We start from the raw sequence: 12,799 nt of genomic DNA on the forward strand, positions 1-12,799 counted from the left end.
ACCTCCAGGTGAACGGGGGAGCGTCACAACTGTGGTTACACGTTCACGATAAGTGACGAACCCGCCATTCCCAAGCATCTTTTCCGGAACCCGGTGAACAACACCCGTAATCGGCCCCAATTCCGGATGAAACCCGCCCAGGATCAGCCCTCCACAACCCCCGCCGACCCCGGATCCGCCACCTTCGCCAACGCCCGGTAAGTACGGTTGCCCACCGCCGCCGCCCGCTGTTCCCGGCCCGTCGCCTCGATGTAGTTCTGACTCGTATTCAGGTTCGCATGCCCCAGCAACGCCATGATCTCCGCCGCATTCGCCCCATCCTCAGCCAGCCTGGTGGCAAAGGTGTGCCGCAACGCGTGCAGGTTCGCCCCCGTCGGCACCCGGTCATGAATTCCGGCCGCCCGATAACAACAACTCACCAGGTACTGCAACGCACCCCGCCCGATCGGCTCACCCCGCAGATCCAGCACCAGCGCCGACTCCCGCCCCAGCCGCAACCCGGGGAACCGCGCCCGGCACGAAGCCAGATACCGCCCGATCACCGCCTCCATCGGCGCACTGATCGGAATCGACCGCTCCCGGCTGCCCTTGCCCCGCACGTGCAACCGCTGCTCACCAGGCCGCCCCACCACACTGCTGACCAGCAACGCCCGCATCTCCGCCGACCGCAACCCGGTCACCAGCCCCAGCCCCACCACCAGCAGGTCCCGCTCCGGCCACGGATCCCGCGACTTCCGCTCACCCGAAGCCACCGCCGACAACAACTGCTCCGGCGTGTCCTCACCCCGCAACGGCTTCGGCATCGACGGCGCAGGCCGCGGCCGCGCCACCGCCCCCATCGGATTCCCCGCCACCAACCCATCGGCCACGCAGAAGTTCATGAACTGGTTCCAGGTCGACCAGGCCCGCGACACCGAGGTCTTGGCATGGGTCTCCGCGAACTCCCCGAACGCCGCCCGCAACGCACCCGCCCCCAGCTGAGCCAACTCCAGCTCCGCGGGCGCACACCCGGCCGCATCGGCCAGCAACACCACGATCCCCGCCAGATCACGCCGATACGCCGCGGTCGTGTGCGGCGAGTCCTTCCGCGACCGACGCGCGAGGAAGAACGACTCCTGGGCCTCTGACAACAACACACCCAGAGGAATACCGCACACCACCGACAAAGATCGACACGGCCGGTGACCAGCCACTCACCACCTACTGACCCAACCGCCCGTCGATCAACTCCCGCAGCAGGTCAGCATGCCCCATGTGCCGCGCGTACTCCTCGATCACATGGATCACCACCTCCCGCACCGAGGTCGACTCCCCATCAGCGTCCACCAGCTCCGCACCCAGGTCCCCACACCCGGCCAGGAACCCCTCCGCGTACTCGACCTCAGCCCGCCAGTCCGCCCAGGCCCGCGCCACCACCGCCGGATCCGCCACCGCCTCCTCGAAGTCCGCATCCCGGCACTCCGCCCGCCGGTACAACCACGGCACCTCCTCACCAGCCAGCACCCGCCGGAACCAGAACCGCTCCATGTCCGCCAGATGCCGCACCAACCCCAGCAGCGACAACCCCGACGGCGGCACCGCCCGCCGCGCCAGCTGCTCAGCGTCCAACCCAGAGCACTTCAGCTCCAGCGTCAACCGCTGATCCCGCAGATACCCCGCCAGCACCACCCGCTCATCAGGGCTGTACCCGTCAAAGGTCCGCGGATCCTCCTCCGGCCGCACGAACATGTTCGACCACGCGAACCCCGCGACCTGCTCACCCTGCGTCATGCGCGCGACCCTGACGCGCCGCGCCCCGATGCGCAACGCAATAACCCCGCATCGGTTACGTTGACCGCGCAACCGTCACGAACGCACGGCGGGATGGGTGAGATGCAGAGCATCGCGGACTTCTGGCACTGGTGGCAGCAGGACGGCGCCACCCAACTCGCCAACGCCATCCACACCGGCGACTTCAGCGACCTGCCCGAACAGATGGCCCACCTGGTCAACGCCATCGACAAAGACCTCCAGTGGGAGCTCGGCCCCGGCACCCAGGCCCAGCACTCACTCTGCGTCACCGCCAACGGCGACCCCGCCCTGCGCCCCCTCACCGAACGCTGGCTCCGCGCCGCCCCACCACCCGACACCACCTGGGAATACCGCGCCGCCCGCCAAGCAGACCCCGACGTGCTCAACCAGCAGCTCACCTTCGGCGACTGGGAAGTCGAGCTCGACCAGACCCGGCTCTCCCTCACCGTCGACGAACAGTCCCTGCTCGTCGACGTCACCGTGCACCACCCCACCTTCGCCACCATGCCCGAGAGCGCCGCCCTCCAAGTCGCCTTCCTCGCCCTGACCTGGCTACTCGGCGAAGACGACCTGGAACGCTGGATCGGCGAGGTCAACACCGCCACCGCCGAACCAGCCGACGCCCTACCAGCCGACGCGCTCCCGGAAACCGTGCACGCCATGGCCGCCCGCCACCCCGAACCCACCTGGGTGGTCATGGAAGGGGAGGGACAGGACGGCGCCCAGCTCACCGCGGTCGCCATGCGCCCCCTGCGCTGGATCGACCACCCACTGCTGGACCTGCACGCCGGCATCACCCTCACCTACCCGGCCCTGGACCCCCGCGACCTGCCCACCGGGGAAGACCTCGCCGAGCTCCAGCAGCAGGAAGACGACCTGCTCCGGCTGCTCGACAACGCCGTCCTGCTCGTCGCCCACGAAACCGGCCGCGGCGCCCGCACCCTGCACCTCTACTGCGACTCCACCGACGCCGCCACCCAGGCCACCCTCACCACCTGGACCCAGCGCCAGCCCAACGCCAGCCTGGACACCCAGCCCGACCCCGCCTGGGACCAGGTCAGCCACCTCCGCTGAGGACACGGCTTACAGCTCGGACACGCCCCACTCCAGCACCGACACCTCATCACCCACCGAAACCTTGCCCACCCGCGTCACCGCGAACTTCACCCCGAAAGCCACCCCGCCCTGCGCCGCCCGCCGGTACTTCGCCAGCGACCGCAACGGCTCCGGCCCCCGCTTCACCCCGGACTCCTGGTCCACCGTGGTCACCGCACACCGGATCGCCAGCTTCGTGTAGCCCAGCTCCACATCACCGACCCGCAGCCGCCGCAACCCGTCCTCCACGTGCGGCCCGTCCCACCCGTCGACCACGATGTTCGGCCGGAACCGCGCCATCGGCAGCGCCACCGCCCCCGCCGCCACCATCCGCTCGTTCAACCCGGCCAACGAGGCCGCTGACAACAGGTGCACCGCACTGCTGTCCGCGAAACCCGAGGTCCCCGGCGTCAACCCATCGGTGACCCGGTCATGGTCCGCGGGCACCCGCACCAACCGGCACGGATCACCCACCACCGCCGACAACCACGCCGCGGCCACCTCACCCTGGTCGATCCCGCGGTACGGATCCCCGAACATCTCCACCGGCCGCCCCTGCCCGGTCGCGGCCACCTCGAACTCCACCGGCTCGAACCCCTCGGCCGCCAGCCGCAGCACCTCACCGCCGCCCAGCACCGACGGTCGCACCAGCGCAAGCCGCGGATCCCGCCGCTGCGACCGGAACACCCCCTCCGGGCTGACCACCATGAAACTCCGGTCGAACGCCAGCCCGGCCGGCGTCACCGACACATCCGCCGCCGACACCCCGGCACAGCCCTTGATCGGGAAGTAGTTCAGCTCCAACACCCTCGCCACAGCCCGAAACTACCGCCCAGCCCCACCACCAGGACTCGAATATCGCCACCTTCACCACCGGCAGAGTTAGCTCGGCAACCCCACCGGCGGCCCCGCCCGCCGCACCGAACCGGGGGAGACCCCGGCGACCCGCTTGAACGCCCGGCTGAACGCCGCCTCCGACCGGTACCCCAGCTCCCGCGCCACCTCAGCCACCGATACCTCGCCCGCCCGCAACCGGCCAGCCGCCACGTGCATCCGCCACCGCGTCACGTACCCCATCACCGGCTCACCCACCAGCTCGGTGAACCGCGCCGCGAACGCCGACCGCGACATCGCCACCGCCGAAGCCAGCCCCGCCACCGTCCACGCCCGCGCCGGCTCCCGGTGCACCAGCGCCACCGCCCGCCCCACCTGCGGATCCCGCAACGCCCCCAGCCACCCGGCCCGCGCCTCGGGCGCACTGGCCAGCCAGCTCCGGATTCCCTGGATGACCAGCACATCCGCCAGCCGCGTGATCACCGTCTCGCCACCGGGCAGCAGCACCCGCGCCTCCTCCGCGAACAGCCGCAACGTGCTCTCCAGCGCCGGATCGGCGGCCACCATGAGCCGGGGGAGCAGCGCCATCAGCCCGTACCCGGTCGGATGGTCGAAGCGCACCGCCCCGCACACCAAGCTCGCCGGCGCGCCACCCCCGCCGTGCCGCAGCACCGCGTACCGCTCGCTGACGAACTCGTGCGGGATGTCCTGGATCGCCGGGGGAGCGGGCAGCCCCGGCGCACTCCACAGGTCATGCCCCTGCCCGTGCGGCACCAGCGCCAGCTCACCGGGCTGCAGCAGGCGCGGTTCCTCGCCGGGCACTGCCAGCCAGCACCGCCCGGAGGTGACGACGTGGAACCACAGGCAGTCGCCCATCGGCGGCAGGCTGAGCCGCCACGGTTCGGTCAGCTCGGACCGGAAGTAACAGGCCCCGTCCATCCGCAGGTGGTGCAGCGCGGCGCCCAGCGGATCGCCGACCAGGGCCAGGGGAGAGGTGACAGCCACCTGACCGAGTATCGGCCCGACCTTGCCCAACGTCCACGCCAGCTGGACGCACGAGCACAAAATTCCGCGCCACGAGCATGGATCATCCGCCCAACGGCATCCAGACTGGACGCACTGCACAACACTGGGAGGACACCATGACCGCGCTGACCGTCGCCGCCGAAACCACCACAGCCGTCCTGACCGGCCTGTTCTTCACCTTCTCGGCGGTCGTCATGCCCGCCCTCGCCAAACGCCCACCGGCCGAAGCCGCCGACACCATGCGCCAACTCAACCGCACCATCGTCAACCCCCTGTTCCTGCTGGCCTTCCTGGGCGCGCCGATCACCGCCGCGGCGGTCGCGGTGGTGGGGGAGTTCGCCGTGCTGCCGACCATCGCCGCCGTGCTGGTGGTAGGGGGGATGCTCGCGGTGACCGCGATCGTGAACGTCCCGATGAACAACGCCCTGGAGGCCAGCGACCCGGCCACGGCGGCGGGACAGGAGCTGTGGAGCGGGTACCTGCGGCGGTGGACGGCGTGGAACCACCTGCGCACGGCGGCCTGCCTGGGGGCGACGGTGCTGTACGCCCTGGCGTGACGAAATCCGCCTGACTGTTTACTCCCCCGTAATTCTTATGGATTCGTGCATAATGACGGTTATGCACGAAACACCCGTCTGACCAGTAGCGATAGCGGCCCTGTGCCCTCGGGGGATGCCGCTCTCTGGCGGGTCGCTCAGGTTCGCCAGGACGGCCGTTCCGACGAAACTCCTTGTTGCCGGGGGTGACCTTGGCAGCCGAGGGTGGCGTCTCGGGCTGGGGCTCAGCGGAGGTGATGTGCGGATGATCAGGCGCAGATCGAGCGATGGCCTGAATCCGCACACCTCCAGGGCTAACTAGCGTCACAGTGACGTAAGGACCCGGGATGCCGGGATGCGGCCGGGACGATGATCTGGGGCTCTCAGCGCCGTCTGCCACTCGACGACTCGCCTGTCAGCTCTGCCAGCCGCCGTCTGGACTCACCCAACCGCTTGGCTGCGCGTCGACCGTCCGTCGACACGAGCATCGAGTGCACCGACCGCTGCGGGCCGTCCGCGTTGGCTGTCAGCGCGACGGACGACGCGCTGCGAGACAGCCCGAAATCCAGCTGATCAGCCCCTCTCGAGCCAGCTTGGTTTCTGACCGATAATCTACATTATGTTAAGTAACGGTGCTCAAGATCGGATGCCGTTACTGTCCGGTGCTGGAGCTCACTCTTCGTGCGCGGGACACTCCAGGCATGCGCAGGGGTCCCAACGGGTGGGTGCTGTTCGCGGCGTTCGGCGCGCTCGTCCTCGTCGCCCTGCTGATCCAGGGCCTCACCGTGCACAAGATCGGGTTCGGTCCATTGTCCGTCCAGTTCGGCCAGCCGGAGAAACCCAAGGAACCGCCCACCGTGTCCACCGGCTCCACCGCGGCCGCGGCGAGTTCCGGTGACGCCAAGTCGGTGACCGGGAACTGGCAGCAGACCCGGGTCAAGCTCACCGTGGCGGTGACCAAGGTCGTGCAGAGCGACGGCCGGGTCACCTTGCACGCCAAGGTCAGCAACGGCGCCGCCGACGCGGTCAACCTCCCCCTGTTCGGCTACTTCACCGCCACCGACGACACCGGGGCCACCTACAAGGCCAACCCGCAGGACAGCGACTGGCCGCAGAGCGTCGCCTCCGGGGTGCCCGCCACCGGCACCATCGAGCTGGCCAGCCCCGTCACGGACCGGGCCAGGTCACTGACCGTCTCGTTCACCCAGGTCTTCGGCCTGCGGGCGCCCTCGGGTGGGATCACCATCAGAGGTGTGCCGATCCCCCGCTGAGTCCGGTCGATTTCCTTCCTCGCCGTTCGTCGGTATACCGACAGCAGGCCGACAGAGGGAGGAATGTCATGGTGGACCAGGTGACCGGGGCGCGGACCGAGGTTGAGCTGACCGTGGGGGTCGCGCCGGAGAAGTTCTGGGAGATCGTCGCCGACGTGACCCGGATCGGTGAGTTCAGCCCGGAGTGCAAGGCCGCGGCGTGGCTGGACGCGGACTCCCCCGGGCCCCGGGTCGGTGCGCGGTTCTCCGGGCGCAACGAGTTCGGGAACGGTTTTGTCGGCGAGGTGACCGGTGTGGTGACCGAGTGCGAGTCCGGCCGGGTGTTCAGCTGGGTGGTGCTGGACGGTGCCGAGGACGTGGCGCGGCCGGGGACGACTTGGCGGTACGAGCTCTCCCCCACTGCCGACGGTGGCACGACGGTGCGGCACACCTTCGAGCACGGTCCTGGTGACACCGGGGTGCGGGTGATGGCCGAGGGCAAGACGCCGGAGGAGGTGACCGTGGTGGTCGAGGATCGGCTGGCGCAGGTGCGGGACCACATGACGCAGACGATCAAGGCGATGGCGGGCGCTGACTCCCGGTAGCGAACCGGCTGCGGTGCGTGCGGGCCGGACCGATATCCTCTGTCGCATGATGCGATTCGGGCGGTCCGGCCTGGCCGTCTGCGGGGTGTTGGTGGCGGCTTTGTCCGGGTGCGCTGGTGCGGCGCGTCCGGGTGCCGCTCCCCCGGTCAGCTCGTCGGCGGGGCCGGTGTTCGAGGTGGCGCGGGTGGAGGACGGTGTGCGGAAGGTGCTGGTGGACAAGTACCGGGTGGCGGGGCTTGCGTCGGTGCGCTGTCCGAGCGGGCAGCCGGTGGTGCCGTCGAGCAGTTTCGCTTGTCTGGTGGTGGTTTCCGGGGCGGCGAAGCAGGTGCGGCTGACGGTGCGCGGCGCGGACGGCTCGTACGAGGTGGGCTTGCCGGAGTAATGGGTTCGGCCCTGGCGGCGGGGTTTGTTAGGGTTCGGGCACGCTCTCCGAGGCGAGAAAGGGAGGTGAGGACCGTGATCGCTTGTTCGTTGTCGATCTGGTGCTCCCCCTTCGCTGTGAGGGCGTCGAAGTTCTGAGCGGGGAGCGCTGAGCTTTCCGAAGGGACTTCTTCTCATGACCGATCTGGTCATTCGTTCGATCGTGCCTGGCGAGGAGCGGTTGTTCGCTTCGCTGCCTGATCCCGCTGTGGTGGGCAGGGCCCGGTTCGGACAGGACTACCTCACCATCGCCGCTACCGGCGACTACCGGCCGGAGTGGACCTGGGTGGCGTTGCGCGAGGACGTGGTCGTGGCGCGCGCCGCCTGGTGGGGTGGTCCGCAGGACAGTGAGCCGCGGATGCTGGACTGGTTCGACTTCTCCGATGCCGAGGCGGCGGCGGAGTTGTTGCGGGCCGCTCCCCTGCGCACCGAGTACGAGCTGCGGTTGCCGCCGGGCTGGCGGCAGGATCCGGTGGCCCGGGCTGCTGGTGAGGCGCGGATCGCGGCGGCGGAGGCGGCTGGGTATTCGGTGCTGGTGGAGCGGTTCCGGTACCGGTGGACGCCGGAGTGCGGGGTGCCGGCGCGGCCTGGGCGGTTGGTGTTCCGGCCTGCTCCTGATGAGGAGTCGGTGCTGGCGGCGTTCCGGTTGATCCACCAGGACAGCTTGGACGCGCACGTGCGGCGCACGGTGGCGGCTGAGGGTCTGGAGGCGGCCGCGCAGGAGGAGTTGGACTACCTCAAGTGGCTGCCGAGTGGGCCGGAGACCTGGTTGCTGGCGTACACGCCTGCCGGTGAGCTGGTCGGGATCACGGTGCCGGGGCACACGCCGTCGGATCCGGTGGTCGGGTACGTCGGGGTGGTGCCGGAACAACGGGGCCATGGTTATGCGTTTGACCTGTTGGTCGAGGCGACGCAGGTGCACGCCGCGGCTGGGGTGGACCGCGTTGTGGCCGCCACCGATCAGACGAACACGCCGATGGCGGCGACGTTCGCCCGTGCCGGGTATCCGGTGCAGATGGAGCGCGTCGACCTGGTGTGACGGGTGTGGGGCGGTCTTTTCGACCGCCCCACACCGTTTTTTGCCAGACTGCGGGTATGCGGTTCGCGATCTACGTGCCCTGTTACGGCCCGTACGGGGATCCGGCGTTGCTGGCCGAGTTGGCGGTGGCCGCCGAGGAGTCGGGCTGGGATGGTTTCTTCCTGTGGGACCACCTGGTGGCGGCGCCGCCGGTGGCTGATCCGTGGGTGACCCTGGGTGCGGTGGCGGCGCGGACCAACCGGATCGTGTTCGGGCCGATGATCGTGCCGCTCCCCCGCCGCCGGCCGTGGAAGCTGGCCGCGGAGGCGGGCACGTTGCAGCGGTTGTCCGGCGGGCGGTTGCGGCTGGGGCTGGGCATGGGGGTGCCGAGGGACTACGAGCGTTTTGGCGAGGCGGAGCCGGCCGCGGTGCGGGCTGGGCGGTTCCGGGAGGGGGTGGAGCTGCTGGAGCGGTTCTTCGCCGGGGAGCGGGTGCGGCACGAGGGGGCGCACTTCCAGGTCTCGGACGTGGGGTTCGCGCCGGTTCGGGTGCCGATGTGGACCAGTGGGCTGTGGCCGCGCAAGGCGCCGTTCCTGTCCGCGGCGCGGGTGGACGGGTTGTTCCCGATCATCCGGGATGAGGACGGGTTCGTGTTGCCGACGCCGGAGCAGGCGGGGCGGATCAAGGCGGACTTCGTTGCCTCGGGTGGGCGGGCCGATGCGGACCTGGCGTTGTGGGGCAGCGGGGTGCAGCCGACGGCGGCGCTGGTGCCGGAGTACGCGGAGGCCGGGGTGACCTGGTTGTTGCAGGATGCCTGGCGGCGGTCGGTTGCGGAGTTGCGGGCGGTGGTGGCCGCCGGTCCCCCTCGGTGAGCCTGGTTGTTGTTGTCGTGGGTGCCCTTGTGCGGATGACAGGAGTCTTAGGTGCAGTTGCTTCGCCTTGAGCGGGAATCGTCCGGGTTGGCCGTGCTGACCATCGACGCGCCGCCGTTGAACCTCTACACCGCGGCGTTGCAGGAGGAGCTGCTGGCCGCGATCGGTGAGCTGGAGTCGGAGCGGCCGAGGGCGTTGCTGGTGCGGGCGGCGGGCAAGGTGGTCAGCGGCGGGGTGGATGTGTCGCTGTTCGCCGAGCAGGCGGATGCCGCGCAGGCGAAGGTGTTGTTCGACCGGATGCTGGAGGTGCCGGAGCGGATCGCGGCGCTGCCGTTGCCGACCGTGTTCGCCGCGCATGGCCTGTGCCTGACCTGGACGTTCGAGGTGGCGCTGGCGTGTGATCTGTTGGTGGCCAGTGAGCGGGCCTCCTTCGGCCTGGTGGAGAACGTGATCGGGTTGACCCCGACGATGGGTGGCACGCAGCGGCTGGCGGCTCGGGCGGGGGTGGCGCGGGCGAAGGAGTTCGTGTTCACCGGGGACCGGTATCCGGCGGAGACATTGCGGGAGTGGGGTGTGGTGAACCGGGTGCTGCCGGAGGCGGGTTTCGCCGAGGCGGCGCGGGAACTGGCTGTGCGGTTGGCCGGTGGTCCGACCAGGGCGCACGCGGCGACGAAGCGGGTGCTGGCGCACTACGAGCGGGGTGGGGTGGCGGAGGCGAACCGGGAGGTCACCGGGATCGCGGCGGAGTTGTTCGAGACCGAGGACCTGCGGGGCGGGGTGCGGTCGTTCCTGACCGAGGGGCCGGGCAAGGCGACGTTCCACGGCAGGTGAGCTGCACCCCGCAACCCGTTGCGGGGGTGGCACGTCCAGTGGTCATGGGGACGCTGGGGCGGGGTTTTGGCCGGTTGTGGACCGTCGGCACGGTGTCGGCGGTCGGCGATGGTGTGACCATGGTGGCCGGTCCGCTGCTGGCGGCGTCGCTGACCAGGGATCCGGTGCAGGTGGCCGGGCTGGCGGTGGCGCAGCAGCTGGCGTGGATGCTGTTCGCGCTGCCGAGCGGGGCGCTGGTGGACCGGGTGTCGCGGCGGCGGGTGCTGGTGGCCGCGGCACTGGTGCGGTCGGTGGCGCTGGGCGCGCTGGGGCTGGCGTTGCTGGCTGGTCAGACGTCGTTGTGGCTGTTGTACGTGGTGTTCTTCGTCGTGGGCTGTGCCGCGGTGGCCTTTGAGAACGCGGCGAGCACGCTGGTGCCGGTGCTGGTGCCCCCTGCCGGGTTGACTCGGGCGAACGGGCGGTTGCTCGGGGCGGCGGTGGTGGGGCGGGACCTGCTGGCCAAGCCGGTGGGGGCGTTGTTGTTCGCGGTGGCGGTGTGGGTGCCGTTCGTGCTGGATGCCGTGGCGTTGTTGCTGGTGGCGGTGTTGTCAGCGCGGTTGCCGGCGGGTGTGGCGGAGCGGCGTGCGGGGCGGGCTTCGGTGGGGGCCGAGGTGGTGGCCGGGGTGCGGTGGTTGTGGCGGCACCGGGTGTTGCGGGTGCTGACGGTGGCGGTGGCCGCGGAGAACGTGACCGTGGGGGCGATGACGGCGGTGCTGGTGCTCATCGCGCGGGAGCGGCTGGGGGTGGGTGAGCTCGGGTTCGGTGTGCTGCTGGTGGTGACGGCGGTCGGCGGGGTGCTCGGTGGGTTGCTGGCGGATCGCCTCATCGGGTGGTTCGGGGTGCCGGTGCTGCTGCGGGCGGGGCTCGCGCTGGAGGCGGTGGCGCACCTGGCGCTGGCGGTGAGCCGGGAGGTGGTGGTGGCTGGGGCGGCGCTGGCGGTGGTGGGGGCGCAGCTGCTGGTGTTCTCCACTGTCGGGGCCTCGTTGCGGCAGTCGTTGACGCCGCCTGAGCTGCTGGGACGGGTGCACAGCAGTTATCGGTGGGTGACCGGGGCGGCGATGCTGGCGGGGTCGGCGCTGGGTGGGTTGCTGGCGGGCTGGTTCGGGCTGGCGGCGCCGTTCTGGCTGGGTGCGCTCGGGGTCGCGGTGCTGGCGGTGCTGCTGCCGGCCGGGGTGTTCCACGAGGCCCCTCTCACCACCACCAGGTGAATCCATTTTGGTGTATATAAACCTCGTGGTATGTTCTTCCTGTGCCCGCAACCTTCGAAGTACTCGCCGAACCGACCCGCCGCCGCATCCTCGACCTGCTGCTGGAACGCCCCCGCCTGGTCGGTGAGCTGACCGAGCACCTGGGCCTGACCCAGCCCGGCACGTCCAAGCACCTGCGCGTGCTGCGCGAGGCCGGACTGGTCCACGTCCGCCCGGAGGCCCAGCGCCGCTGGTACGAGCTGCGCCCGGAACCGCTGGCCGAGATCGACGCCTGGATCGCCCCCTACCGCCGCCTGTGGACCGACCGCCTCAACGCCCTGGAAAACCACCTCGACACCATGCCCGCCAACGAAACCGAGTCCGCCACCCGCTCCCAGCCCATCGCTGAGCCCAAGCCCGGCAAGGAAACCCGATGACCACTCCCCCGCCCGGCGACACCACCCGCCTGCCTGACGGCCGCCTCGCCCTGCGCATCGAACGCCACCTGTCCCACCCACCGGAGAAGGTCTGGCGCGCCCTGACCACGCCGGAGCACCTCAGCGCCTGGTACCCCTTCCCCGCGACCGAGCTGGACCTGCGCCCCGGCGGCGTCATCCGCTTCGACAACGGCGAGGGCGGCACCCTGGACGGCGAGATCACCGACGTCGACCCGCCCAAGGTCTTCGCCTTCCGCGAGGTCGACGACCACCTGCGCCTGGAACTGCACGACCAGCCCCCGGGCTGCCTCCTGGTGCTGACCCACACCTTCGCCGAAACCGCCGGCTACGAGAACTACACCACCGGCTGGCACAACTGCCTGGACGCCCTGGCTACCCACCTCTCCCCCTGACCCCGCCCCGCCGGTCCCTCCCCCACGAAAGGCACACAACTCAACCCACACAACCTGCATCGCGTCGCCCAACCGTGTTCCGGCACACGACACGTGGCCGCGCTCAATCTCACCCTTCGCCCTCGACCGGCGACCTCCTCGCCGGACCGAGAAGCCGTTGTCCAGCAACGATTCTGTGCGACCCACGGCGTGTCTGCCCTGGGCGTCGCTGGTGCTGGATTCACCAGGACCGCTGGCTGGGAGCGGCTGCTCAATCGGCGACAGGGCACACTGCTCCGGCGAATCGCCGGCGCGAGGTCCGGGATCGACACCCGGCTGCCATGGTGGCCGGGCGGAGGGATCGGTCTGTGCGACCGCCCCGGTCGTGGCCGGATCGCGGTGGCCGCCGGGCTCGCGCCCTGCGCCGCCAGGTGCCCGGTGGCTGGCCCGGCCAGGTCCGCTGCGC

At 70.3% G+C, this 12,799-nt stretch carries 15 protein-coding genes; 11 read left to right on the top strand and 4 right to left on the bottom strand.

What is annotated here, in order from left to right:
• Window positions 1-143: 143 nt before the first annotated feature.
• Both N8J89_RS21665 and N8J89_RS21670 read right to left on the bottom strand, forming a co-directional pair.
• Window positions 144-1,166 (bottom strand): tyrosine-type recombinase/integrase, encoded by a 1,023-nt coding sequence (locus tag N8J89_RS21665; RefSeq protein WP_502868314.1) that lies wholly within the window; start codon window positions 1,164-1,166, stop codon window positions 144-146.
• 34 nt (window positions 1,167-1,200) lie between these two features.
• Complete coding sequence (locus N8J89_RS21670; protein WP_283658815.1) at window positions 1,201-1,770, bottom strand: DinB family protein; 570 nt, start codon at window positions 1,768-1,770, stop codon at window positions 1,201-1,203.
• Between the two features lie 102 nt (window positions 1,771-1,872).
• Here N8J89_RS21670 and N8J89_RS21675 point away from each other — a divergent pair, with 102 nt between their 5' ends.
• Window positions 1,873-2,865 carry a DUF695 domain-containing protein gene (locus N8J89_RS21675; protein WP_283658816.1) on the top strand — a complete coding sequence of 331 codons (993 nt, stop codon included), beginning with the start codon at window positions 1,873-1,875 and terminating at the stop codon, window positions 2,863-2,865.
• A 9-nt stretch (window positions 2,866-2,874) separates the two neighbouring features.
• Here the strand turns inward: N8J89_RS21675 and N8J89_RS21680 are convergent, their stop codons facing one another.
• Both N8J89_RS21680 and N8J89_RS21685 read right to left on the bottom strand, forming a co-directional pair.
• Window positions 2,875-3,702, bottom strand: coding sequence for an MOSC domain-containing protein (locus tag N8J89_RS21680; RefSeq protein ID WP_283658817.1), 828 nt, complete (start codon window positions 3,700-3,702; stop codon window positions 2,875-2,877).
• A 66-nt stretch (window positions 3,703-3,768) separates the two neighbouring features.
• Window positions 3,769-4,725 (bottom strand): AraC family transcriptional regulator, encoded by a 957-nt coding sequence (locus tag N8J89_RS21685; RefSeq protein ID WP_283658818.1) that lies wholly within the window; start codon window positions 4,723-4,725, stop codon window positions 3,769-3,771.
• A gap of 137 nt (window positions 4,726-4,862) precedes the next feature.
• Between N8J89_RS21685 and N8J89_RS21690 the strand changes: the two genes are divergently transcribed.
• From N8J89_RS21690 to N8J89_RS21735, 10 genes are all read left to right on the top strand, one after another.
• Window positions 4,863-5,303, top strand: a complete 441-nt coding sequence (locus N8J89_RS21690; RefSeq protein ID WP_283658819.1) for an anthrone oxygenase family protein — start codon at window positions 4,863-4,865, stop codon at window positions 5,301-5,303.
• 680 nt (window positions 5,304-5,983) lie between these two features.
• Window positions 5,984-6,553, top strand: a complete 570-nt coding sequence (locus N8J89_RS21695) for a hypothetical protein (RefSeq protein ID WP_283658820.1) — start codon at window positions 5,984-5,986, stop codon at window positions 6,551-6,553.
• 68 nt (window positions 6,554-6,621) lie between these two features.
• Entirely contained in the window at window positions 6,622-7,137 is a 516-nt protein-coding gene (locus N8J89_RS21700) for an SRPBCC family protein (protein WP_283658821.1), read from the top strand.
• 46 nt (window positions 7,138-7,183) lie between these two features.
• The gene (locus N8J89_RS21705; protein WP_283658822.1) at window positions 7,184-7,519 is read left to right on the top strand and encodes a DUF4333 domain-containing protein; all 336 of its coding nucleotides are present in this window, start codon (window positions 7,184-7,186) and stop codon (window positions 7,517-7,519) included.
• 174 nt (window positions 7,520-7,693) lie between these two features.
• Complete coding sequence (locus tag N8J89_RS21710) at window positions 7,694-8,596, top strand: GNAT family N-acetyltransferase (RefSeq protein WP_283658823.1); 903 nt, start codon at window positions 7,694-7,696, stop codon at window positions 8,594-8,596.
• A 56-nt stretch (window positions 8,597-8,652) separates the two neighbouring features.
• Complete coding sequence (locus N8J89_RS21715; RefSeq protein WP_283658824.1) at window positions 8,653-9,447, top strand: LLM class flavin-dependent oxidoreductase; 795 nt, start codon at window positions 8,653-8,655, stop codon at window positions 9,445-9,447.
• 57 nt (window positions 9,448-9,504) lie between these two features.
• Entirely contained in the window at window positions 9,505-10,278 is a 774-nt protein-coding gene (locus N8J89_RS21720) for an enoyl-CoA hydratase/isomerase family protein (RefSeq protein ID WP_502868495.1), read from the top strand.
• Between the two features lie 44 nt (window positions 10,279-10,322).
• The gene (locus N8J89_RS21725; protein ID WP_283658826.1) at window positions 10,323-11,525 is read left to right on the top strand and encodes an MFS transporter; all 1,203 of its coding nucleotides are present in this window, start codon (window positions 10,323-10,325) and stop codon (window positions 11,523-11,525) included.
• A 41-nt stretch (window positions 11,526-11,566) separates the two neighbouring features.
• Entirely contained in the window at window positions 11,567-11,941 is a 375-nt protein-coding gene (locus tag N8J89_RS21730) for an ArsR/SmtB family transcription factor (protein WP_283658827.1), read from the top strand.
• Window positions 11,938-12,354 carry an SRPBCC family protein gene (locus N8J89_RS21735; protein ID WP_283658828.1) on the top strand — a complete coding sequence of 139 codons (417 nt, stop codon included), beginning with the start codon at window positions 11,938-11,940 and terminating at the stop codon, window positions 12,352-12,354. Before N8J89_RS21730 ends, N8J89_RS21735 begins: the two co-directional genes overlap by 4 nt.
• The last annotated feature ends 445 nt before the right edge of the window (window positions 12,355-12,799 follow it).

It is taken from the genome of Crossiella sp. CA-258035 (genome assembly GCF_030064675.1).
Taxonomy (GTDB): Bacteria; Actinomycetota; Actinomycetes; order Mycobacteriales; family Pseudonocardiaceae; genus Crossiella.

Excerpts from the sequence above, each read along its gene's own strand:
- N8J89_RS21670 (WP_283658815.1), bottom strand. The coding sequence starts at position 1,770 with ATGACGCAGGGTGAGCAGGTCGCGGGGTTCGCGTGGTCGAACATGTTC.
- N8J89_RS21675 (WP_283658816.1), top strand. The coding sequence starts at position 1,873 with ATGCAGAGCATCGCGGACTTCTGGCACTGGTGGCAGCAGGACGGCGCC.
- N8J89_RS21690 (WP_283658819.1), top strand. The coding sequence starts at position 4,863 with ATGACCGCGCTGACCGTCGCCGCCGAAACCACCACAGCCGTCCTGACC.
- N8J89_RS21695 (WP_283658820.1), top strand. The coding sequence starts at position 5,984 with ATGCGCAGGGGTCCCAACGGGTGGGTGCTGTTCGCGGCGTTCGGCGCG.
- N8J89_RS21700 (WP_283658821.1), top strand. The coding sequence starts at position 6,622 with ATGGTGGACCAGGTGACCGGGGCGCGGACCGAGGTTGAGCTGACCGTG.
- N8J89_RS21705 (WP_283658822.1), top strand. The coding sequence starts at position 7,184 with ATGATGCGATTCGGGCGGTCCGGCCTGGCCGTCTGCGGGGTGTTGGTG.
- N8J89_RS21710 (WP_283658823.1), top strand. The coding sequence starts at position 7,694 with ATGACCGATCTGGTCATTCGTTCGATCGTGCCTGGCGAGGAGCGGTTG.
- N8J89_RS21715 (WP_283658824.1), top strand. The coding sequence starts at position 8,653 with ATGCGGTTCGCGATCTACGTGCCCTGTTACGGCCCGTACGGGGATCCG.
- N8J89_RS21725 (WP_283658826.1), top strand. The coding sequence starts at position 10,323 with ATGGGGACGCTGGGGCGGGGTTTTGGCCGGTTGTGGACCGTCGGCACG.
- N8J89_RS21735 (WP_283658828.1), top strand. The coding sequence starts at position 11,938 with ATGACCACTCCCCCGCCCGGCGACACCACCCGCCTGCCTGACGGCCGC.